Source organism: Actinotalea ferrariae CF5-4 (genome assembly GCF_000603945.1).
GTDB lineage: Bacteria > Actinomycetota > Actinomycetes > Actinomycetales > Cellulomonadaceae > Actinotalea > Actinotalea ferrariae.
Map to the genome: position 1 here is coordinate 1 of NZ_AXCW01000077.1, position 20,069 is coordinate 20,069.

General features: G+C 75.3%; 20 protein-coding genes and 1 riboswitch. Of the genes, 11 read left to right on the forward strand and 9 right to left on the reverse strand.

Annotated features, from left to right (window positions below):
- The 5 genes from N866_RS08795 to N866_RS08815 form a co-directional block, all read left to right on the forward strand.
- Positions 1 to 841, forward strand: an 841-nt coding sequence (locus N866_RS08795) for a nitrilase-related carbon-nitrogen hydrolase (protein WP_034225406.1), incomplete at its 5' end; no start/stop codon positions are given.
- Between the two features lie 49 nt (positions 842 to 890).
- A riboswitch (TPP riboswitch) is annotated at positions 891 to 1,010 on the forward strand.
- Between the two features lie 49 nt (positions 1,011 to 1,059).
- Positions 1,060 to 1,722 (forward strand): YkoF family thiamine/hydroxymethylpyrimidine-binding protein, encoded by a 663-nt coding sequence (locus tag N866_RS08800; protein WP_052022682.1) that lies wholly within the window; start codon positions 1,060 to 1,062, stop codon positions 1,720 to 1,722.
- On the forward strand, positions 1,719 to 2,438 hold the full coding sequence (locus N866_RS08805) for an ECF transporter S component (protein WP_245612458.1): 720 nt from the start codon (positions 1,719 to 1,721) through the stop codon (positions 2,436 to 2,438). The genes N866_RS08800 and N866_RS08805 overlap by 4 nt, the downstream gene beginning before the upstream one ends.
- Positions 2,431 to 3,879 (forward strand): ATP-binding cassette domain-containing protein, encoded by a 1,449-nt coding sequence (locus tag N866_RS08810; RefSeq protein WP_052022684.1) that lies wholly within the window; start codon positions 2,431 to 2,433, stop codon positions 3,877 to 3,879. Before N866_RS08805 ends, N866_RS08810 begins: the two co-directional genes overlap by 8 nt.
- Positions 3,876 to 4,676 (forward strand): energy-coupling factor transporter transmembrane component T family protein, encoded by an 801-nt coding sequence (locus N866_RS08815; RefSeq protein ID WP_245612460.1) that lies wholly within the window; start codon positions 3,876 to 3,878, stop codon positions 4,674 to 4,676. The genes N866_RS08810 and N866_RS08815 overlap by 4 nt, the downstream gene beginning before the upstream one ends.
- A gap of 60 nt (positions 4,677 to 4,736) precedes the next feature.
- Here the strand turns inward: N866_RS08815 and trhA are convergent, their stop codons facing one another.
- Positions 4,737 to 5,477, reverse strand: a complete 741-nt coding sequence (trhA, locus tag N866_RS08820; protein ID WP_081802474.1) for a PAQR family membrane homeostasis protein TrhA — start codon at positions 5,475 to 5,477, stop codon at positions 4,737 to 4,739.
- Positions 5,478 to 5,682: 205 nt separating this feature from the next.
- Here trhA and N866_RS08825 point away from each other — a divergent pair, with 205 nt between their 5' ends.
- Positions 5,683 to 6,444, forward strand: a complete 762-nt coding sequence (locus tag N866_RS08825; protein ID WP_034225408.1) for an isoprenyl transferase — start codon at positions 5,683 to 5,685, stop codon at positions 6,442 to 6,444.
- 391 nt (positions 6,445 to 6,835) lie between these two features.
- Complete coding sequence (gene phoH2, locus N866_RS08830) at positions 6,836 to 8,092, forward strand: RNA 5'-3' helicase PhoH2 (protein WP_034225421.1); 1,257 nt, start codon at positions 6,836 to 6,838, stop codon at positions 8,090 to 8,092.
- A gap of 110 nt (positions 8,093 to 8,202) precedes the next feature.
- Here the strand turns inward: phoH2 and N866_RS08835 are convergent, their stop codons facing one another.
- The 3 genes from N866_RS08835 to N866_RS08845 all read right to left on the reverse strand — a co-directional run bounded on the left by N866_RS08835 (position 8,203) and on the right by N866_RS08845 (position 11,015).
- Positions 8,203 to 8,805 carry a DUF6448 family protein gene (locus N866_RS08835; RefSeq protein ID WP_216699409.1) on the reverse strand — a complete coding sequence of 201 codons (603 nt, stop codon included), beginning with the start codon at positions 8,803 to 8,805 and terminating at the stop codon, positions 8,203 to 8,205.
- A gap of 79 nt (positions 8,806 to 8,884) precedes the next feature.
- Positions 8,885 to 10,318 (reverse strand): class II fumarate hydratase, encoded by a 1,434-nt coding sequence (locus N866_RS08840; protein WP_034225424.1) that lies wholly within the window; start codon positions 10,316 to 10,318, stop codon positions 8,885 to 8,887.
- A 43-nt stretch (positions 10,319 to 10,361) separates the two neighbouring features.
- Positions 10,362 to 11,015 (reverse strand): carbonic anhydrase, encoded by a 654-nt coding sequence (locus N866_RS08845; protein ID WP_034225409.1) that lies wholly within the window; start codon positions 11,013 to 11,015, stop codon positions 10,362 to 10,364.
- Between the two features lie 104 nt (positions 11,016 to 11,119).
- On the opposite strand from N866_RS08845, the gene N866_RS08850 reads away from it, so the two are divergent.
- Positions 11,120 to 12,388 carry a glycoside hydrolase family 15 protein gene (locus N866_RS08850; RefSeq protein WP_155855268.1) on the forward strand — a complete coding sequence of 423 codons (1,269 nt, stop codon included), beginning with the start codon at positions 11,120 to 11,122 and terminating at the stop codon, positions 12,386 to 12,388.
- Between the two features lie 127 nt (positions 12,389 to 12,515).
- Positions 12,516 to 12,698: a hypothetical protein gene (locus tag N866_RS08855; protein WP_155855269.1), complete on the forward strand. Its 183-nt coding sequence runs from the start codon at positions 12,516 to 12,518 to the stop codon at positions 12,696 to 12,698.
- An 80-nt stretch (positions 12,699 to 12,778) separates the two neighbouring features.
- Here N866_RS08855 and N866_RS08860 read toward each other — a convergent pair whose 3' ends face one another.
- Genes N866_RS08860 through xseA form a run of 3 tightly spaced genes read right to left on the reverse strand, consistent with a single transcriptional unit; the run spans position 12,779 to position 15,610 of the window.
- The gene (locus N866_RS08860) at positions 12,779 to 13,954 is read right to left on the reverse strand and encodes a carbohydrate kinase family protein (RefSeq protein ID WP_081802476.1); all 1,176 of its coding nucleotides are present in this window, start codon (positions 13,952 to 13,954) and stop codon (positions 12,779 to 12,781) included.
- Positions 13,951 to 14,274 carry an exodeoxyribonuclease VII small subunit gene (locus N866_RS08865; RefSeq protein WP_081802477.1) on the reverse strand — a complete coding sequence of 108 codons (324 nt, stop codon included), beginning with the start codon at positions 14,272 to 14,274 and terminating at the stop codon, positions 13,951 to 13,953. Before N866_RS08865 ends, N866_RS08860 begins: the two co-directional genes overlap by 4 nt.
- A gap of 1 nt (position 14,275) precedes the next feature.
- Positions 14,276 to 15,610 (reverse strand): exodeoxyribonuclease VII large subunit, encoded by a 1,335-nt coding sequence (xseA, locus tag N866_RS08870; RefSeq protein ID WP_081802480.1) that lies wholly within the window; start codon positions 15,608 to 15,610, stop codon positions 14,276 to 14,278.
- A 106-nt stretch (positions 15,611 to 15,716) separates the two neighbouring features.
- Between xseA and N866_RS08875 the strand changes: the two genes are divergently transcribed.
- Positions 15,717 to 16,739 carry a 4-hydroxy-3-methylbut-2-enyl diphosphate reductase gene (locus N866_RS08875; protein ID WP_034225411.1) on the forward strand — a complete coding sequence of 341 codons (1,023 nt, stop codon included), beginning with the start codon at positions 15,717 to 15,719 and terminating at the stop codon, positions 16,737 to 16,739.
- 33 nt (positions 16,740 to 16,772) lie between these two features.
- Here N866_RS08875 and N866_RS08880 read toward each other — a convergent pair whose 3' ends face one another.
- On the reverse strand, positions 16,773 to 18,152 hold the full coding sequence (locus tag N866_RS08880) for a DNA recombination protein RmuC (protein ID WP_052022696.1): 1,380 nt from the start codon (positions 18,150 to 18,152) through the stop codon (positions 16,773 to 16,775).
- A 165-nt stretch (positions 18,153 to 18,317) separates the two neighbouring features.
- On the opposite strand from N866_RS08880, the gene ychF reads away from it, so the two are divergent.
- Positions 18,318 to 19,412 carry a redox-regulated ATPase YchF gene (ychF, locus tag N866_RS08885; RefSeq protein ID WP_034225413.1) on the forward strand — a complete coding sequence of 365 codons (1,095 nt, stop codon included), beginning with the start codon at positions 18,318 to 18,320 and terminating at the stop codon, positions 19,410 to 19,412.
- 256 nt (positions 19,413 to 19,668) lie between these two features.
- On the opposite strand, the gene N866_RS08890 is transcribed toward ychF, so the two are convergent.
- Positions 19,669 to 19,857: a hypothetical protein gene (locus N866_RS08890; RefSeq protein ID WP_034225415.1), complete on the reverse strand. Its 189-nt coding sequence runs from the start codon at positions 19,855 to 19,857 to the stop codon at positions 19,669 to 19,671.
- Between the last annotated feature and the right edge of the window lie 212 nt (positions 19,858 to 20,069).

Sequence of the window (20,069 nt, forward strand, 5' to 3'; positions counted from 1 at the left end):
CGGGCTGGACGCCGCCGCGAACCGCGCCGCGGCGGTGGCAGCGGTCGACGCCGCGGCGGCCGACGGCGCCGCGCTGGCCGTGCTGCCCGAGTACGCCGCCGTGTTCGACCCGCGCGGCGTGTCCCCTGACCTCGCCGAGCCCCTGGACGGCCCCTTCGTGACGGCGCTGTGCGAGGCGTCGGGACGGACGGGGGTCACGGTCGTCGCCGGGACCTGCGTGCCCGGGGTCCGGTCGGACCGGGCGCAGAACGCCGTCGTCGTCGTGGCGGGTGGGCGCGTGGTGGGGGACTACCGGAAGGTGCACCTGTACGACGCCTTCGGTCACCGCGAGTCCGACCGCCTCGAGGCGGGCGCTCCGGACGCCGAGCCGGTGGTCGTGGACGTGGGCGGGCTGCACGTGGGCGTGATGACGTGCTACGACGTGCGCTTCCCCGAGGCCGCCCGGCGTCTGGTGGACGCCGGCGCCGACGTCCTGGTCGTCCCCGCCGCCTGGGCCTGGGGCGAGCACAAGGCGGACCACTGGCTCACGCTGCTGCGGGCGCGAGCCATCGAGAACACCGCCTACGTCGTCGCGGCGGCGCAGCAGGGCCACGGCGTGACGGGTTCCAGCCTGGTGGTCGACGCGCTCGGCGTCGTGCTGGCGGAGGCGGGCGCGCCGGAGCAGGCGTCGGCGCCCGGCGGGCAGCTCCTGGGCGGGGGCTTCGTCGACGCCGGCCCCTCGGCCGCGGCACCGCCCGTCGTGCCGGTCGCCGTCGCCGACCTGCACGCCGAGCACCTCGCGGCGGTCCGGGAGCGGAACCCGTCGCTGGTGAACCGCAGGTACCGGGTCGTCCCGGCCTGAGCCGGACACCGGCCTTGACACCTCCCATGACCCGCGTAAGGTCAGCCCCGACAAGCCCCCGGGGAGCGCGGACGCGCTGAGAGTGTGGTCGGACCGAGAGGTCGAGCCACTGACCCGTGGAACCTGATCCGGTTCATGCCGGCGTAGGGAGCTGGGCGAGGCACTGCTACGGCTGTGCCGTGCTGTCCGGGGGTCCGTGCACCCTCAGGAGGCATCCCGTGACCACCCTGTCCTGCAGCACCGCCGCGGGCGGCGCACCCCGCCCGGCACCGGAGCCGTCGGCGCCCGACCACGTCCGGATGGGCGTCGGCGCGCGGCTGACGCTGCACCCCGCCACGGACGACTTCGTGCCCGTGATCCTCTCCGCGCTCTCCGCCGCCCGGGCCACGGCGCCGGGCGTCACCGTCCGGACCGACGACGTGTCGACCCTGCTGCGCGGCAGCGAGCAGGACGTCGCGACGTTCGTCGCGGCCGGTCTCGAGCACGCCGCCCGCATCACCTCCACCGGCCACGTCGTCGCGACGCTGGCCCTGTCGCGCGGGTGCCCGGGAGAGGTCGGCTGCGACCTCCCGGCGGGCGAGCTCGTCGAGGTCGTCCCCGTGCACCTGGCCCCGGCGGGGCTGCACGCCTCGGCGCACTGGGCGCTCTACCCGCTGGGCACCGCGGACGCGATGGGACCGATCCTCGCCGCGATCGACACCGCGCAGCGCCGCGGCACCTACGGCGGCGCCGAGAACTTCGCGACGCGCCTCGACGGCGACCTGGCGGACGTGCTGGCCACCGTCGTCGACACGTGGACGGGTGTCGGGCGCGAGGTCGCGCACGTCGCCGCCCACGCCACGGTGAGCGTCGGCAGCCCGAGCCGCCGGGGCGACCGGTGAGCGGCGGGTCCGGCGCGACGGCCGGCACGACGACCGCTACGACCTCCCGCGCCCGCTCGCAGGGAGAGCGTGCACGGGGCCCCTGGGCGCTGCGGGACCTCCTGGTCGTCGCGGTCCTGGGCGCCGTCTTCGGCTTCCTGTACTGGGCGCTCGTCCAGGCGTGGGGCGGCCTCCAGGTCCTCATGGGCCCGTTCGGCGACCTGGCGCAGAACGCCCTCATGGGCGGCTGGATCGTGGTGGCGCCGCTGGCGATCTTCATCGTCCGTCGCCCCGGCGCCGGCATCGTGGCGGAGATCGCGGCCGCGTTCGTCGAGTTCGCCTTCCTCGGTTCGCCCGTGGGTCCCACCCTCCTCATCGCGGGGCTGGTCCAGGGTGGCGGCGCCGAGCTCGCGTTCGCGGTGACCCGGTACCGCCGCTACGGGTGGCCGACGTTCCTCGCCTCGGGCGTGACGGGGGTCGCGGCGAACTTCGTGTACGCCGCCACGATGTTCTCCTGGTGGACGCAGGACCTGCTCGCCCTGCGGATCGGGCTCCAGCTCGCGAGCGGGCTGCTCCTGTGCGGCGTGCTGGGCAAGCTCCTCGCCGACGCGCTGCTGCGCACGGGGGTCCTGGACGGCTTCGCGCCCGGACGGGACGCGGCCCGGCTCGAGGCGGCGGCCCGGGCCGCCGCCGACGACGACGCACCCGCCTGCGAGGACGTCCGGTCCGGTGCGTGACGGCAGCGCGCACGGGCCGGCCGTCCGCCTGCGGGGGCTGACCGTCCACGTCCAGCGCCGGGCGGCAGCGGTGCTGGACGGCGTGGACCTCGAGGTGGCCGACGGCGAGCAGCTGCTCGTCGTCGGCCCCTCGGGGTGCGGCAAGTCCACCCTCCTCGACGTCCTGTCCGGCGTCGTGCCGCAGGGGCTGCCGGCGGAGGTCACGGGAGACGTCCTCGTCGCGGGCCACGACCCGCGGGAAGTGCCGGTCGCCCGGCTCGCGCTGAGGGTCGGCCGCCTCGGGCAGGACCCGGCCGCCAACGCCTGCCTGCCCGGCGTGCTCGACGAGGTCGCGCTCACCCTGGAGAACCGGGGCGTGCCGCGGGCGCAGATCGGGGCCCGCGTGGACGCGGCCCTGCGCCAGGTCGACGCCCTGCACCTGAGCGACCGCCGGACGAGCGCTCTGAGCGGCGGCGAGCAGCAGCGGGTCGCGCTCGCCGCGGTCCTGGCGGCCGAGCCGTCGGTGCTGCTCCTGGACGAGCCGACGTCGATGCTGGACCCGGTCGCCGCGGACCGGGTCCAGCAGGTCCTCGCCGCCCGGGCCACCGGGGAGCCGGGGACGACGACGGTCCTCGTCGAGCAGCGCACCGCCGGCGCCCGGTGGCTCCCCGGGCGGACCGCCGTGCTGTCGCCCACGGGCGTCCTCGCCGGTGACGGGCCCACCGCCGCCGTCCTGCCGGCGGACCACCCGCTGCCGGTCCGGGCGCCGGGGGAGCCGGGCGACGTCGTCGTGCGCCTCACCGACGCGGCGTTCCGTCAGGGCGACCGTGAGGTGGTGGCGGTGCCGCACCTGGAGCTGCGGGATGGCCAGGTCACCGTCCTCGTGGGGTGCAACGGCAGCGGCAAGTCCTCGCTGCTGCTGGGGATCGCCGGTCTGCTCGGGGGGCGAGGGCGTCGCGCGGCGCCCGCGGTGGCGCTGGTCGTGCAGCGCCCCGAGCACCAGCTCCTGGCGCGCTCGGCGGCGGCGGAGGTGGCCGTCGGGCTGGGGCGGGGCACGCGCGACGCGCAGGACGTCGTCATGGCGGCGCTCGGTGCCGTGGGGCTGGCGCACCTCGCGGCCGCCGACCCCTACCGGATGTCCGGCGGCGAGCAGCGGCGCCTCGCGCTCGCGGCGACAGCGGTGCTGGGACGGCGGGTCCTGCTCCTCGACGAGCCGACCGCCGGCCTGGACCCGCACCGCACCGCCGAGGTGGCGGGGCTGGTCGCCGAGGCGGCCGCCGGGGGACGGGCCGTCGCCCTCGCGACGCACGACCTGCGGCTGGCCCGGTCGCTCGCCGACCAGGTCGTGGTGCTGGCCGGGGGAGTCGTGGTCGCCCAGGGCGGACCGTCGCTGCTCGACGACACGGCGCTCCTCGTCGCGGCAGGCCTGGACACGGGCGTGGCGGCGGGATGGGCGGCATGACGGGGGAGGCGCTGCTGGCGCGCCGCGACCCGGCCGTCCTGCTCGCCGCCACCCTGGTCGTCCCGCTCGTGCTGCTGCGGGTGCGCGAGCCCGGCCCGGTCGTCCTGCTGTGGGTCGCCGCGATGGTCGCGGCGCGAGCACTCGCCCGGGTGCCGTGGCGGCGCCTGGCGCTGGGTCAGCTGCCGTTCGTGGCGTTCGGGACCAGCCTCGTGGCCGTCAACGCGGTGACCCGCGGCAGCGACCCGCTGGCGCAGGTGGTGGCGGTGCTGGGACCGCTGGAGATCACCGACGTCGGGTTGCGGACGGGGGTGGCGCTCGCGGCCCGCACGCTCGTCGTCGGGGTGTGCGCGCTGGCGTTCCTCCAAGTCGTGGACCCGGGCCGCCTGCTGGGCTCGCTGCACCAGGTGGCCCGGGTGCCCATCCGGTTCACCGTCGCCCTCACGGCGGCGCACCGGGTCCTGGAGGACCTGCCGGCCGAGTGGGCGACGGTGCGCCGGGCGCACGCCCTGCGGGCACCCGTGGCCGACCCGGGGCGCGTCGTGGAGGCGCCCGTCCCTGCGCAGGCCCCCCGCCTGCCCGCCTCGCCCACGGCGCTGCGGCGCGCCGCGTTCGCGCTGCTGGCGACGGGCATCCGGCGCTCGGAGCGGATGGCCGTCGCCCTGGAGACGCGCGCCCTCGGGGCGCTCGGTCGGGACGAGCGCACCGTGTGGCGACCGGCGCGGGCGGACGGGAGGGACGCCGTCGTCGTGGTCGTGGTGGTCGCGGTGTGCGCGGCGGTGGCGCACGCCGCACGGTGAGGTGGGGCAGGTCAGCCGGCGTGCGCCGCTGTGCTCAGCCCGCCGGGTGCACCGCTGTGCTCAGCCCGCCGCGTGCACCGCGATGCTGACCGCCACGTAGTGGCACCCGTAGCCCACCACGGTGAGCACGTGGAAGATCTCGTGGAAGCCGAACCATCGCGGGCTGGGGTTGGGGCGCTTGGTGCCGTAGACGACGGCGCCCACGGTGTAGGCGAGTCCGCCGGCGCCGATGAGCCACGCGATCACGGCCCCGCCCGACGCCGCGAACTCCGGCAGGAACCACACGGCCACCCAGCCGTGCGCGACGTAGACCGGGACGTAGAACCAGCGCGGCGCATGGAGCCAGAAGACCCGCGCGAGCAGGCCCGCCACGGCCCCGATCCACACGACCAGCAGGAGGTTGCGGTCGAGCGGTGACGGCAGGAGCAGCCAGGTCAGCGGCGTGTAGGTCCCGGCGATGATGAGGAAGATGTTCGTGTGGTCCAGCCGCCGCAGCACCGCGCCGGTGCGCGGGGACCACGTGCCGCGGTGGTAGACCGCGGACGTGCCGAAGAGCAGCACGGCGCTGATGCCGAAGACCGCCGACGTGACCTTGCCGCCCGCCGTCGGCGCCATGACGACGAGGGCGACCGACGCGGCGACGACCAGCGGGGTGGCCCCCGCGTGGACCCAGCCACGCAGGCGCGGCTTCAGGCCCTCGTGGTGCGTGGGTCGCGGTGCGTCGCCCGCGGAGGGCCCGTGCGCCGCGGAGGCGTCGACCTCGCTCGCGCCGCCAGCGGTGCTGCCCGTGGGCGTGCCCATCCCGATCCTCCGGTGGTCCGATCCGTGGTCGCGCGGCAGGTGTGCCGTCCGCTCGTCGACGGTCGTCTCCCGCCTCGAACGGCAGGCTGCCGCGACCGCCGCCGAGAGTAACCTACGCCTGCGTAGGTTACCGCGCCGACCGTTCCGCCGGGGCCGGCGAGCGCTACCGTGTGCTCGACCCGGACCACGCTCGGAGGACCCCTGCATGCGTCTGCCCCATCTCGTCTACGGGCTCTACGAGCGTCGGCTCGCGGCGTCGCTGCCCCGGGACGTCGTCCCGCGCCACATCGGCGTGATCCTGGACGGCAACCGGCGCTGGGCCCGCAGCGTCGGGGAGTCGGCCTCGCACGGCCACCGCCGCGGTGCGGACAAGATCGTGGACCTGCTCGAGTGGTCCGAGGAGGCGGGCGTCCAGGTCGTGACCCTCTGGATGCTCTCGACGGACAACCTCTCCCGCGCCTCCGACGAGCTGAGCCAGCTGCTCGGGATCATCCAGGACGCCGTCGCGGACCTAGCCGCACGGGGCCGGTGGCGGCTGCAGGTCGTGGGTGCGCTCGACCTGCTGCCGCCGGACGCCGCTGCGACGCTCTGCGACGCCCAGCGCCTCACGGCCGACGTCCAGGGACTGCACGTCAACATCGCCGTCGGGTACGGCGGCCGCCGTGAGATCGCCGACGCCGTCCGCGCCATGCTGCGCGCCCACGCCGAGAACGGCACGGCGCTGGAGGACCTGGCCGAGAGCTTCGACGTCGAGCACATCGCGGAGCACCTGTACACGAAGGGCCAGCCCGACCCCGACCTGGTCATCCGGACGTCCGGCGAGCAGCGGCTCGGCGGCTTCCTGCTCTGGCAGAGCGTGCACACCGAGTTCTACTTCTGCGAGGCGTACTGGCCGGACTTCCGGCGGGTCGACTTCCTGCGGGCGCTGCGCAGCTACGCCCAGCGCGAGCGGCGCCTCGGGCGCTGACCCGAGGGGGCCGTCCGGGTGACGGCCGTGCGGCCGCACGGTGAACACCCGCACCCGGGCGTGTCGGACGGCGTGTCACGACGGGCGCCACGCCGACGGCGGGGTTACGTTCCGGCGTATCAGGACGACACCCGTCGTTCTCGGGAGGCCCCATGGAGCACAGGCTCCGGGAGGGGGGCCGGACCCGGCCCCCGTGGCCGACCGACCCCCACCCAGCCGTCGACCGCCGGACATCCGGCGCGAGGTGGTGCGAGCGGCGCTAGTGCGCCGGAGGGAGCCTGCCGTGGCCACGTCAACCCGTACGACCGCGACGACCGTCGAGGACCGGGACCCGCAGGTGCGGCGCACGTTCGTGCTCGACACGTCCGTCCTCCTCTCCGACCCGCGCGCGATGCTGCGGTTCGCGGAGCACGCCGTCGTCCTCCCCGTGGTGGTCATCACCGAGCTCGAGGCGAAGCGGCACCACGCCGAGCTGGGCTACTTCGCACGCAGCGCGCTGCGCCTCCTCGACGACCTGAGGATCCAGCACGGCCGGCTCGACGAGGCGGTGCCAGTCGGCGACCAGGGCGGCACGCTGCGCGTCGAGCTGAACCACGTCGACCCGCAGGTGCTCCCGGCCGGCTTCCGGCTCGGCGACAACGACACGCGGATCCTCGCGGTCGCCCGCAACCTCGCGGACGAGGGCGCCGACGTCACCCTCGTGTCCAAGGACCTCCCGCTGCGTGTCAAGGCCTCGGCGGTGGGGCTCACGGCGGAGGAGTACCGCGCCGAGCTCGCGGTCGACTCCGGCTGGACCGGCGTGACCCACCTGCAGCTGGCGGACGCGCAGATGGCCGAGCTCTTCACCGCGGAGCAGGTCGACCTGGCGGACGCGGACCTCAGCGGCCAGGAGACCGGCCCGCTGCTGTGCCACACCGGCGTGGTCGTGACCTCGACGCGGGGCTCGGCGCTCGCGCGTGTGACCGCCGACAAGCGCCTCCAGCTCGTGCGCGGCGACCGGGACGTGTTCGGTGTCCACGGGCGCAGCGCCGAGCAGCGCATCGCGATCGACCTCCTCATGGACGAGGAGATCGGCATCGTCTCCCTGGGCGGCCGGGCGGGCACGGGCAAGTCGGCCCTCGCCCTGTGCGCTGGCCTGGAGGCGGTGCTGGAGCGACGCCGGCACCGCAAGGTCATGGTGTTCCGGCCCCTGTACGCCGTCGGCGGCCAGGAGCTCGGGTACCTGCCGGGCAGCGAGGCCGAGAAGATGAACCCCTGGGCGCAGGCGGTCTTCGACACGCTCGGCGCCCTGGTCGCCCCGGAGGTGGTCGAGGAGGTCATGGCCCGCGACCTCCTCGAGGTCCTGCCGCTCACCCACATCCGTGGTCGCTCGCTGCACGACGCGTTCGTCATCGTGGACGAGGCCCAGTCCCTGGAGCGCAACGTGCTGCTCACGGTGCTGTCGCGGATCGGCCAGAACTCGCGGGTCGTGCTCACGCACGACGTCGCCCAGCGCGACAACCTGCGCGTCGGGCGGCACGACGGCGTCGCGGCGGTCATCGAGGCGCTCAAGGGCCACCCGCTGTTCGCCCACGTGACGCTGACGCGCTCCGAGCGCTCCCCGGTGGCGGCGCTGGTGACCGAGATGCTGGAGGGCATCGAGGCCTGACGGCGGCCTCAGCCGGGCACGGCGGCGGCTCGGGCACAACGGGGAACGTCGGTGGCGTCTACCGCCACCGACGTTCCCCGTTCCCTGTCAGGGCCGGCGCGGGAGCCGGGTCACTCGGGGTGGTCGCGCAGGAGCGCCGCGGGACCGCGGTCGGGGGTCGCCGGCTCGTGCTCGTCGGGGTGCTCGTGGTCCGTGTCGTGGCCGCCGTGCCCACCGCCGTGGACCGCCTTGTGGACCCCGTGGGCCCACACCTGCAGGCCGAGCATCGCCTCGACCCAGCGGCGGGCCTGCGGCACACCGGTGGCGGCCTCGTCGGCGGCGGCGAGCGCCAGGCCGAGCCGTCGCTCGGCCTCCGACCGCACCGCGCCGGTGAGCAGCTCGACCAGCTCGGCCGCGTCGCCGTCGGCGAGGGCCTGCTCGGCCAGCGGGATCGCCGGACCCACGTCCAGGCCGGCCGGCTTGAGACCGGTGAACGGCGCGCCCTCGCCGGCCCGGTGCACCCGGACCACGGTCTCGAAGAGCAGCCGGTCGGCGACCTCGCGGGCCGTCGTGCCCTCGTGCCGGACCGTGCGCACGAGCGCGAAGACCTCGCGCACCTCGTCCTCGCCGTCGGCGTGGACGTAGGGCAGGAGGAGGTTGACGTCGTCGGCGTCGAGCGCGCGGCGAGCCGCCGTCACGACCGGGCCGTCCAGGGAGTCGCAGTGCGGGGGCATGGCAGGTCCTCTCGTCGACCCCTCCAGCGTCCGCCCACCCGGACGGACGCCAGAAGGGACCGACGTCCTGCCGCGTCCGTCAGGCCTGCGGCGGGCGCGTCATCGACAGGACGTCGAGGGCCTCGTCGAGCTGGGCCTCGGTGACCTCGCCGCGCTCCACGAAGCCCAGGTCCACCACGGCCTGGCGCACGGTGACGCCCTGCTTCACGGCGTGCTTGGCGACCTTCGCGGCGGCCTCGTAACCGATGACGCGGTTGAGCGGCGTGACGATCGAGGGGGAGGACTCCGCGTACGCGCGCGCCCGCTCCTCGTTGGCGGTGATGCCCGCGACCGTCCGGTCCGCGAGGAGCCGCGCTGCGTTGGCGAGCAGCCGCTCGGACTCGAGGACGCCCAGGGCCATGACCGGGATCTGCACGTTGAGCTCGAAGGAGCCGCTCGCGCCGGCCCAGGCGACCGTCGCGTCGTTGCCGACGACGCGCGCCGCGACCATGAGCACGGCCTCGGGCACGACCGGGTTGACCTTCCCCGGCATGATCGAGGACCCCGGCTGGAGGTCCGGGATGAAGATCTCGCCCAGCCCGGTGTTGGGGCCCGACCCCATCCAGCGCAGGTCGTTGCAGATCTTCGTCAGGCTGACGGCGATCGTGCGCAGCGCGCCGGAGAGCTCCACGAGTCCGTCGCGGGCGCTCTGCGCCTCGAAGTGGTCGCGCGCCTCGGTGATCGGCAGGCCGGTGTCGTCGCGCAGCAGCTCGATGACCGTCTGCGGGAACCCGGCGGGCGTGTTGATGCCCGTGCCGACGGCGGTGCCGCCCAGGGGCACCTCGGCGACCCGCGGCAGCGCGGCGTGCAGCCGCTCGACCCCGTAGCGGATCGCTGCCGCGTACCCGCCGAACTCCTGGCCGAGCGTGACGGGTGTGGCGTCCATGAGGTGCGTGCGGCCGGACTTCACGACGTGCGCCAGCTCGGCGGACTTCGCCTCCAGGGCGCCGGCGAGGTGCTCCAGCGCCGGGACGAGGTCGCGGACCAGCCCGGCGGTCGCGGCCACGTGCACGGAGGTGGGGAACACGTCGTTGGACGACTGCGACGCGTTGACGTGGTCGTTCGGGTGGACGGGGCTGCCCAGGCGCTGCGTCGCCAGGGACGCCAGGACCTCGTTCATGTTCATGTTGGAGGACGTGCCCGAGCCGGTCTGGAAGACGTCGACGGGGAAGTGCGCGTCGTGCGCCCCGCTCGCGACCTCGTCCGCCGCGGCGGCGATCGCGTCCGCCAGATCCTGGGGCAGGACGCCGAGGCGCGCGTTGGCGCTCGCGGCCGCCTTCTTGACCCGCGCGAGGGCCTCGATGTGGCCGCGCTCAAGCGGCGTGCCGGAGATCGGGAAGTTCTCGACGGCCCGCTGCGTCTGCGCCCGGTAGAGCGCGTGCTCCGGGACGAGGACGTCGCCCATGGTGTCGTGCTCGACGCGGAACCCGGGCGGCGGGGAGGCGGGCGTGGACGTGACGGCGCTGTCGGTCATGGCACCCATTCTGGCAGCGGTCCGACGGTGGTCCGGTGCCGCCTCAGCCCTCGACGGCCCCGGCGACCTCGACGACGCGGACGCGCCCCTCGGCCAGGGCGTACTCGGCGCCGACCACGGCGACGGTGCCCGCCTCGACGCCCTCCCGCAGGTAGGCGGAGTAGCTCTGCAGCATCCGGACGGTGACGCCGACGTGCTCCTGCCCCAGCTCGGCGGCGCTCGGCGCGAGGGAACCACGCCCGGCTCCTTCGGTGGCGTCCGCCGGCCGGGTGAGCGAGACGACGCTCGGGATCACGCGGTCGACGACGGCGCGCACGAAGCCCGTCGGCATGACGCCGGTCCGCAGGGCCTCCACGGCCGCGCCGACGGCGCCGCACGAGTCGTGCCCGAGGACGACGACGAGGGGTGCCCCCAGGACCTGCACGCCGTACTCGATGGAGCCGAGCACCGTGGTGTCGACCACGTGGCCGGCGGTCCGGACGACGAAGAGGTCGCCGAGGCCCCGGTCGAAGACGAGCTCGGCCGCGACGCGGGAGTCCGAGCAGCCGAAGACGACCGCGAACGGCTCCTGGAGCGAGCTCACCGCGGACCGGTGGTCGATGCCCTGGGAGGGGTGCTTCATCGCGCCGCGGACGAAGCGGTCGTTGCCGTCCTGGAGCGCGCGCCAGGCCTGGGCGGGGGTGAGGATGCTCGACACGGGCGCCAGTGTGGCGCACGACGACGCCGCCCGCCGCCCGATCGGTCACCCGAAGGACGTCCGGCCCTGGTCGGGTTCGACCGCGGGTGCGTAGGGTGCGGCGCGTGCCCCATGCCCGCCGTCGCCTCCTCGCGTGCGGCGCGGCGTTGGCGGCCGTCGGGCTGGTGACCACGGGGGCGAGCAGCCCCGTCGAGCCGTCCTACGCACGCATCGCCCTGTACTCCGAGGGCGTCGCCCTGGACGCCGACGGCGTGCCACGGCTGGTCCCGGTGGGCGCCGCCGTCGTCGACGACCCCGTGCAGCGCGCCCGCCAGGACGCCTGGCTGGCCGCCGGCCGCGTCCCCGGACCGGACAGGTACCGCGGGATGGCCGAGCAGGCGCTGCGCGACCTGGACGCGCTCGTCCTGGAGGACGGGGCGTCGCTCGCGGCAGGCAGCCCCTACTGGCGGTACGTGTGGCCGCGGGACGCCTCCTTCACGGCGGCCGCCCTGGCCCGGAGCGGGCACCCCGACGACGCCCACGCGGTGCTCGCCTACCTCGCCCGGATGCAGGCGAGCAGCACCGTCGACGGGGTCCTCCAGGCGCGCTACCTCCCCGACGGGTCCGGCGGGGTGCCGGACGCCCGCCCGGCACAGCTCGACGGCAGCGGCTGGGTGCTGTGGGGGGTCGCGCAGTGGTACGCCGCCGCCGGGCCCGGCCGGGACGCGCAGCTCGAGGAGCTCCGGGAGCTGGTGGTCTCCTCCGTGGGGACGATCCGCGCCCACGTGGACCCGGTGTCCGGTCTGCCGCCGGCCTTCCCCGACTACTGGGAGGTGCGGGAGCGCCGGCCCACCCTCGGCACGCTCGCCCCGTTGCTGGCCGGGACGCGCGCGGCTGCGCCCGTCCTCGCCGCCCTGGGGGAGCCGCCCGCGGGTGACCTCGTCGCCCGCCTCGAGCGGGGCGTGGAGGGGCACTTCGCGCCGTCCTACCCGCGTCGGCTCGGGGGCAGCGCCCAGGACACCGCGGTCGCGTGGCTCATGCCCCCGTTCGGGGCACCCGACCCGCAGGTCACCGCGGCCTGGCAGGACGCCGCCGCGGGGATGGCCCGGCCCGCGGGCGGCCTGGCGCCCGGCGAGGACTGGAAGCGTGACGGCGTCTCCTGGACCCCGGAGACGGCGATGTGGGCGCTGACGGCCGCCGCGTCCGGGGACGTGGAGCAGGCCGAGCACTGGCTGGACTGGCTCGACCGGCACCGCACCGCCCGCGGCTCGCTGCCCGAGAAGGTGCTGCACGACGGGAGCCCCGCAGCGGTTGCGCCGCTGGCGTGGACGGCGTCCACTGTTCTCCTGGCACTGGACGAGCTGGACCGGCAGGGTGCAGTCTCGGACCCCTGAGGCGGACGCCTCGACAGCACGCAGCGGATGCGACCCGTCCGCGCCGGACGGCCGGCGACGTGCAAGACGTGGCCCACCGGCCACACAGAGCAGGCAGGTGGATGTCACCGACGGCGAGGGGGCCGAGATGGCACAGGCACGTGCAGCACGGGTGGGTCGCGAGGCCGAGGGTCAGCGCCTCCTGGTGGTCAAGGCGGTCCTCGTCGTGGCCGTGACGGTCGCGCTCGCGGGCGTCGCCGCCGCGGCCGGGGTGGGTCTGACCGTGCCCGGGTCCGACCCGGACGTCGTCCTCCCGGCCGTCGGAGACTGAGCGCCCGGCCCGGGGTTCCGCCCGCGCGACGTCTTCTCGACGGTGCGCCCGTCGTGCCCGGTGGTGGTCCGGGACCGGCCTCAGAGCGGTGTGGTGAGCTCCGCCGACGTGGGCGGGTTCGCCCCCGGGCGGCTGACGGTGATGGCCGCGATCTCCGCGCAGCGGGTGAGGACGGACCGCAGCACGGTCTCGTCCGCCTCGCGCAGCGCGGGCCGACGGGCCGCGCCGAGCAGGCCGACGGACCACAGGCCGTCGATGAGGCCGCCCATGAAGGAGTCGCCGGCGCCGACCGTGTCCGCGACGGTGACCCGCGGTGCCGCGACGTCGAGGACGCGGCCGTCCGCCGTCACGGCCGTCGCGCCCTCGCCGCCCCGCGTGACGACCACCAGCGCCGGCCCGCTTGCGGCCCAGCGCCGTGCGACCTCGGTGGGAGCGGCGCCCGGCTCGAGCCAGGCGAGGTCCTCGTCGCTCACCTTGACGACGTCGGCCAGTGCGACGAGGCGCTCCACCACGGGCCGGGTCTCCTCCGCCGCCGGCATGAGGGACGGCCGCAGGTTGGGGTCGTAGGTCACCGACGCGGTGCTGCGGTACGCCTCGAGGATGCGCGCGACGTCCGGGCCGCCGGGCTCCAGCACCGCGGCGATCGAGCCCGTGTGCACCACCACCGGCGCGCCGGCCGGTGCGGCCCACCGGTCCGGGACATGCCACGACAGGTCGAACTCGTAGGTGGCGACACCGTCCTCGTCGACGTGCGCGGCCGCGACGGAGGTGCGCTCCGCGCTGTCGCTGCCCGCCACGACGGAGACGCCGGAGGACTCCAGGTGCCGGCGCAGGAGCGCCCCGTGCTCGTCGGCGCCGAACCAGGTGAGCAGGTGCGCGTCACGCCCGAGCCGGGCGAGGCCCAGGGCGACGTTCGCCGGGCTCCCGCCGGGGTGCTTGGCGACCGACCCCTCGGGGCCGTGCACGACGTCGATGAGGGCCTCACCGATGACGAGCGCGACGCCCTCGTCCCCGCCGACGGCCACCTCGCCGAGGTCCGGCTCGGCGGCCGAGTCGAAGGCCTGCTCGCGCACGTCCGCAGGGACGACGCCCGTCGCGGGCTCGGCGACGCCCACCGCGGGCGCCCCCGGCTCTGCCGACGGGGCCGACGGCGCCCCGGTGGGCTCCGTCGGGGCGCCGGCCGGGTCGGCAGGCGCGGTGCCCGCGTCCTCGCCGGTCGCCGCCGCCGGTGCGTCGGTGGTGCGGTCGTCGCTCATGCGAGGTCCTCCGGGTCGGTCGGTCGGTCGGTGCTGTCCGTGCTGGTCGGCTGGGCGACGCCGTCCGTGCTGTCGGAGCCGCCGGCGCCGCCGGTGGGCGCCGTCCGCGCGGCGTCCAGGCGTCGCCGCGCCCCGTCGAGCCACTCCTGGCAGCGCTGGGCGAGGGCCTCGCCGCGTTCCCACAGGGCGAGGGAGCCCTCGAGCGTCTCGCCCCCGGTCTCGAGGCGGCTCACGACCGAGGCGAGCTCCTCGCGGGCCTGCTCGTAGCTGAGGTCCGCGACGGGCGTCGGCTGCGTGGGGCGGGCACTGTCCGTCGGCACGTCACTCCTCCGGGGGGCTCGTGGGACGACGGCGGCCGGCCCGAGGGCCAGTAAACCGTGGTGCGCCGTCCGTCGGCTGGGCCGTCCCGTCCGGCGTCGCTGTGGCCCGGACCTCGCCCGCCGCGAGACGTAGGCGCAGCGACGTCCCGGTCGGCGCGTCGGCCGGGCTGCGGACGACGGCCCCGTCGTCGGCCCGCTGGACGACCGCGTAGCCGCGCTCGAGCGTGGCGGCGGGCGAGAGTGCCCTGACCTGGGCGTGCAGGCGCGACACGTCCGCGTGGCCGGCGCGGATGCGGTCCTCCAGGGCGCGACCCGCGGCGGTGCGCAGCCGCAGGACGTCGGCGTGCCGGCCGTCGAGGAGGAGCCCCGGACGAGCGAGCACGGGTCGTGAGCGCAGGGCGGTCAGCCCGTCCTGCTCCCGGTGCAGGCGCTGGCTCACGGCGGCCCGGATGCGCCCGCGGGCCTGGACGAGGCGCGCCCGCTCCTCGCCGACGTCGGGGACGACGCGCTTGCCCGCGTCCGTGGGGGTCGACGCCCGGTGGTCGGCGACGAGGTCGAGCAGCGGGCTGTCGGTCTCGTGCCCGATGGCGCTGACGAGAGGGGTCCGGCAGGCGGCCGCGGCGCGGAGGAGCGCCTCGTTGCTGAACGGCAGCAGGTCCTCCACCGACCCGCCGCCGCGCGCGACCACGATCACCTCGACCGCCGGGTCGGCGTCGAGCTCCCGGAGGGCGGCCGTCACCTCCGGGACGGCCGCCACGCCCTGCACCGCCACCTCGCGGATCTCGAACCGCACCTGCGGCCAGCGCGCGCGGGCGTTGACGACGACGTCGTGCTCCGCCTTGGACTCCCGCCCGCACACCAGCCCGACGACGTGCGGGAGGAAGGGCAGCGGCTTCTTGCGGGCCGCGTCGAAGAGGCCCTCGGCCGCGAGCACCCGCTTGAGGTGCTCGATCCGGGCGAGCAGCTCGCCGAGGCCCACCGGGCGGATCTCGTCGGCCTCGAGCTGGAGGGTGCCGCGCTTGGCCCAGAACCGCGGCGTGGCGTGCACGACGACGTGGGCGCCCTCCTGGACGGGCGCGGTCGCCGCGTCGAGCACGCGGACGTGCAGGGAGACGGGCAGGGACACGTCCGCCTCCGTGTCGCGCAGGGTGAGGAAGGCGATCGTCGTGCCGGGCCTCCGGCTGAGCTGCACGACCTGACCCTCGACCCACACGCCCGGCATGCGGTGCACGTACTGGGCGATGCGCGCCGACAGGTGCCGGACCGGCCAGGGCGCGTCCGGCCCGGTGTCCAGCGCGCGCTCGGGCAGGCGGCGGCGCGGGGTCGTCTCGGTCACGGCGACCACCCTGCCACCCGCGACCGACACCCGACGTCCCGGGCCGTCCGCTTCGCCCTGAGCGCACACGCCGGGGAGCGCTCGGGGCGTTCCGTAGACTGAAGCGGTGATCCCCACCTCCTCTCCCAAGCGTGTGCTGCTCGCCGCGCCCCGTGGCTACTGCGCCGGGGTCGACCGTGCCGTGATCGCGGTCGAGAAGGCGCTGGACCACTACGGCGCACCCGTGTACGTCCGCAAGGAGATCGTGCACAACAAGTACGTGGTCGAGACGCTGTCCCGGCGGGGTGCGATCTTCGTCAACGAGACGGACGAGGTGCCCGAGGGCGCGCGCGTCGTCTTCTCGGCCCACGGCGTGTCTCCCGCGGTGCACGCCGCCGCGGCGGCGCGATCGCTCCAGACGATCGACGCGACGTGCCCGCTGGTCACCAAGGTGCACAAGGAGGCCGTGCGGTTCGCCCGCGACGACTTCGACATCCTGCTCATCGGCCACGAGGGCCACGAGGAGGTCGAGGGCACGATGGGCGAGGCGCCGGACCACGTCCAGCTCGTCAACAGCCCGGACGAGGTCGACGACGTCGTGGTGCGCGACCCCGACAAGGTGGTCTGGCTCTCGCAGACGACGCTGTCGGTCGACGAGACGATGGAGACGGTCCGGCGGCTGCGCGAGCGGTTCCCGAGCCTGCAGGACCCGCCGAGCGACGACATCTGCTACGCCACGCAGAACCGGCAGGTCGCGGTGAAGAAGCTCGCGCCGTCGTGCGACCTGGTGATCGTGGTGGGCTCGGCGAACTCGTCCAACTCGGTGCGGCTGGTCGAGGTGGCGCTGGACGCGGGTGCCCGGGCGTCCTACCGGGTGGACCAGGCCTCGGAGATCGACCCGGCCTGGTTCGAGGGCGTCAGCACGGTCGGCCTGACCTCCGGTGCCTCCGTGCCGGAGATCCTCGTGCGGGACGTGCTCGACCTGCTGGCCCAGCACGGCTACGCCGACGTCGAGGAGGTGCGGACCGCGACGGAGGACCTCATGTTCTCCCTGCCCCGCGAGCTCCGCGCGGATCTGAAGGCCGCCGGGCAGGCTCCGGCGCGCCCCCAGCGCGGCGAGCGCCGCGAGCTGTCCGTCGACCCCGCCTGAGCGGACCGCTCGGACCGCGCCTCAGCGGCCGGCTCACCCGTCGGCCGCCTCCTGACGAGCGTCGCCCGGGCCGAGGTCCCCGCGCCCGTCGATCGCGACGACACGGTGCTCAGCCGAGGCGACGAGCTCCGGGGCCTGGACCTGTCGTGTCACGCGGTCGACCTGCGGGGGCGCCTCCAGGTCCGCGTCGGTGACCTGGAGGTCGGCGAGCCGCCGTGCGCTGACGAGCACGCGCGACTCCAGCGAGGCGACCGCGTCGTTGTAGGAGCGCACGGCGCCGTCGAGCTGGCGGCCCAGGCGGCTGACGTGCCCGCCCAGCGTCGCCAGGCGGCTGTGCAGCTCCCGTCCGAGCACCAGCACCTGCTGGGCGTTCTCCGCCAGCGCCTCCTGCCGCCACCCGTACGCGATGGTCCGCAGCAGGGCCACGAGGGTCATCGGGCTGGCCAGGACGACGTCCCGCTCCATGGCGTACTCGTAGAGGGTGGGGTCCACGTCGAGCGCGGCGTGCAGGAACGGCTCGGCGGGCACGAACAGCACGACGAACTCCGGAGCGGGGGAGAGCTGCTCCCAGTAGGCCTTGGTGGCGAGGTCGTCGACGTGCCGGCGCAGGTGGCGGGCGTGCGCCGCCATCCGGGCGGTGCGCTGGGCGTCGTCGTCCGCCTGGACGGCCTCCAGGTAGCCGAGGAAGGGCACCTTGGCGTCGACGACGACGTTCTTGCCCCCGGCGAGACGCACGACCATGTCGGGGCGCTGGACGCCGTCGTCGGTGCGGGTCGACGCCTGCTCCACGAAGTCGACGTGCGCCAGCATCCCGGCCGCCTCCACCACCCGGCGGAGCTGCATCTCGCCCCAGCGCCCGCGCACGTGCGAGGCCCGTAGCGCCGTCACGAGGCGACCCGTCTCCGAGCGCAGCTGCTCGGAGGTCTGCTGCATGGCCCGGACCTGCTCGCCGAGGGCGGCGTGGCCGGTCGCGCGGGCCTGCTCGGCGGCGGTCACCTGCGCGCGGACCTCGTCCAGGACGTGCGTGAGGGGCTCGACCATCCGTCGGACGGCCTCCTCCCGCTGGGCCAGCGTGGCCGCGTGCGTGCGCTCCGTGGCCCCGAGCCGCTGCTCCGCCAGCCCGAGGAACTGCTCGTTGCTGCGCTCGAGCACCTCCGAGGCGACCGAGCGGAACTGCTCGACGAGCCGGTCGTGGTCCGCTCGCGCCGCCGCGAGGCGCTCGGTCCCGACCCGGCGTTCGGCGTCGAGCTCGGCGCGCAGGCCCGCCAGCTCCACCCGGGCCTCCGCCAGCCCTCGCGACGCCCCGGACCCTCCCCCCGTCGCGTCGGCGGTCGCCCGGCGCGCGACCGCGACGGCGTAGCCGACCACAAAACCCAGGAGCAGACCGACCAGCAGCACCGTGACCTCGACCATGCCCCCACCGTGCCACCGGGCACCGACACGCACGGAGCGACCGGGCACCGAGACGGCGGAGTGCCGGCCCGCGAGGCGCACGCGGTCGCACGGCCCGGGCACCGCACGACGTCGTCCGCCGCACGCGGACCCGGCCGTGAGCGCCCGCCCGTAGACTTGCCGCCCGTGGCTCTCACCATCGGCATCGTCGGACTGCCCAACGTCGGCAAGTCCACCCTGTTCAACGCGCTCACCCGCGCGGGCGTCCTCGCGGCGAACTACCCGTTCGCGACGATCGAGCCGAACATCGGGGTGGTCTCCCTGCCGGACCCGCGTCTGGACCGGCTCGCGGAGATCTTCGGCAGCGAGCGCATCGTGCCCGCGACCGTCTCCTTCGTCGACATCGCCGGCATCGTGCGGGGCGCGAGCGAGGGCGAGGGCATGGGCAACCAGTTCCTCGCGAACATCCGCGAGGCCGACGCGATCTGCCAGGTGGTCCGGGCCTTCACCGACGAGGACGTCCACCACGTCGCCGGGAAGGTCGACCCGGCCGACGACCTCGAGACGATCAACACCGAGCTCGTCCTGGCCGACCTGCAGACGGTGGAGAAGCAGATCCCCCGGCTCGAGAAGGAGGTCCGCGGCAAGAAGACCGACCCGGCCGTCCTCACCGCCGCGGAGAAGGCGTACGAGGTCCTGGCCGAGGGGACCACCGTGTTCGCCGCCCGGGACCGTCTCGCCAAGGCCGGCGTCGACCCCGCCGCCCTCAAGCAGCTCCAGCTGCTCACGTCCAAGCCGTTCATCTACGTCGTCAACACCGACGAGGCCGGGCTCGCCGACGAGGCGATGAAGGCCCGCATGCGAGACCTGGTGGCGCCGGCGGAGGCGATCTTCCTCGACGCCAAGCTCGAGTCGGAGCTCATCGAGCTGGACCCCGAGGACGCCGCGGAGATGCTGGCGTCGACCGGGCAGGAGGAGTCCGGCCTGGCCCAGCTCGCGCGCGTCGGGTTCGACACGCTCGGCCTGCAGACGTACCTCACCGCCGGGCCGAAGGAGTCCCGGGCGTGGACGATCCGCAAGGGGTGGACCGCGCCCCAGGCGGCGGGCGTCATCCACACCGACTTCGAGCGCGGCTTCATCAAGGCCGAGGTGGTGGGCTTCGAGGACCTCGTCGAGGTCGGCTCCATCGCGGCGGCGCGCGCGGCCGGCAAGGCCCGGATCGAGGGCAAGGAGTACGTCATGGCCGACGGCGACGTGGTGGAGTTCCGGTTCAATGTGTGAGGGAACGCGGCTCCTCGGAGGACTGACCTAGGTGGCGGCCTTCTTGGCTGCGCGGTAGTCGCTGTCCGTCGGTGCGGCAGATCCGGGCGAGCGTAGCCGCCCTCGGTGCTGCAGATCCGCGCGTCGGCGAACTCGGCAGTTCGCGCCTAGTTCGGCGGTTCTAGGTGCCGAGCTCGCGCGGAAGTGCCGATCTCGGCGGACGCTCACGCCAGCGCTCATCGGCAGTCGCGCGCGGTGCGCGGCATGACCGCGCGGATCAGCTCGAGCGCGGGTACCCGTACCCTCCCGGATCCGCCAGGACCGCATCGACCGTGTCCCCGGCGCTTGCATTGCTCAGCGCGACCCGGCGGAGGATCTCGATGGCTTCCTGACGATCCCGAGAGTTGATCGCTCTATCGAAGTGCTGGACCAACCCCGCCACGAACAGGCGCTCGTTGACGGTCATCCGCCGTAGTCATGCCTCGGTTGGCTCATGCCTGGCACCGTAGCGGCCCCGCTGCGAGGCGTCCGCGTCGCGGCACCGGGCGCTCGCGCTAGACCTGTGGCGGGTGATCTCCGTGAAGCCGTCGGCGAAGCCACTTCGGACGGCGTGGCCAGGTGAGCTCCCACTGCTGCCGCATCAACTCGTTCGCGACTGAGCCCTGATCCACCGGCCTG

Excerpts from the sequence above, each read along its gene's own strand:
- N866_RS08815 (WP_245612460.1), top strand. The coding sequence starts at position 3,876 with ATGACGGGGGAGGCGCTGCTGGCGCGCCGCGACCCGGCCGTCCTGCTC.
- trhA (WP_081802474.1), bottom strand. The coding sequence starts at position 5,477 with ATGGGCACGCCCACGGGCAGCACCGCTGGCGGCGCGAGCGAGGTCGAC.
- N866_RS08825 (WP_034225408.1), top strand. The coding sequence starts at position 5,683 with ATGCGTCTGCCCCATCTCGTCTACGGGCTCTACGAGCGTCGGCTCGCG.
- phoH2 (WP_034225421.1), top strand. The coding sequence starts at position 6,836 with ATGCTGCGGTTCGCGGAGCACGCCGTCGTCCTCCCCGTGGTGGTCATC.
- N866_RS08835 (WP_216699409.1), bottom strand. The coding sequence starts at position 8,805 with ATGCCCCCGCACTGCGACTCCCTGGACGGCCCGGTCGTGACGGCGGCT.
- N866_RS08840 (WP_034225424.1), bottom strand. The coding sequence starts at position 10,318 with ATGACCGACAGCGCCGTCACGTCCACGCCCGCCTCCCCGCCGCCCGGG.
- N866_RS08855 (WP_155855269.1), top strand. The coding sequence starts at position 12,516 with ATGGCACAGGCACGTGCAGCACGGGTGGGTCGCGAGGCCGAGGGTCAG.
- N866_RS08860 (WP_081802476.1), bottom strand. The coding sequence starts at position 13,954 with ATGAGCGACGACCGCACCACCGACGCACCGGCGGCGGCGACCGGCGAG.
- N866_RS08880 (WP_052022696.1), bottom strand. The coding sequence starts at position 18,152 with ATGGTCGAGGTCACGGTGCTGCTGGTCGGTCTGCTCCTGGGTTTTGTG.
- N866_RS08890 (WP_034225415.1), bottom strand. The coding sequence starts at position 19,857 with ATGACCGTCAACGAGCGCCTGTTCGTGGCGGGGTTGGTCCAGCACTTC.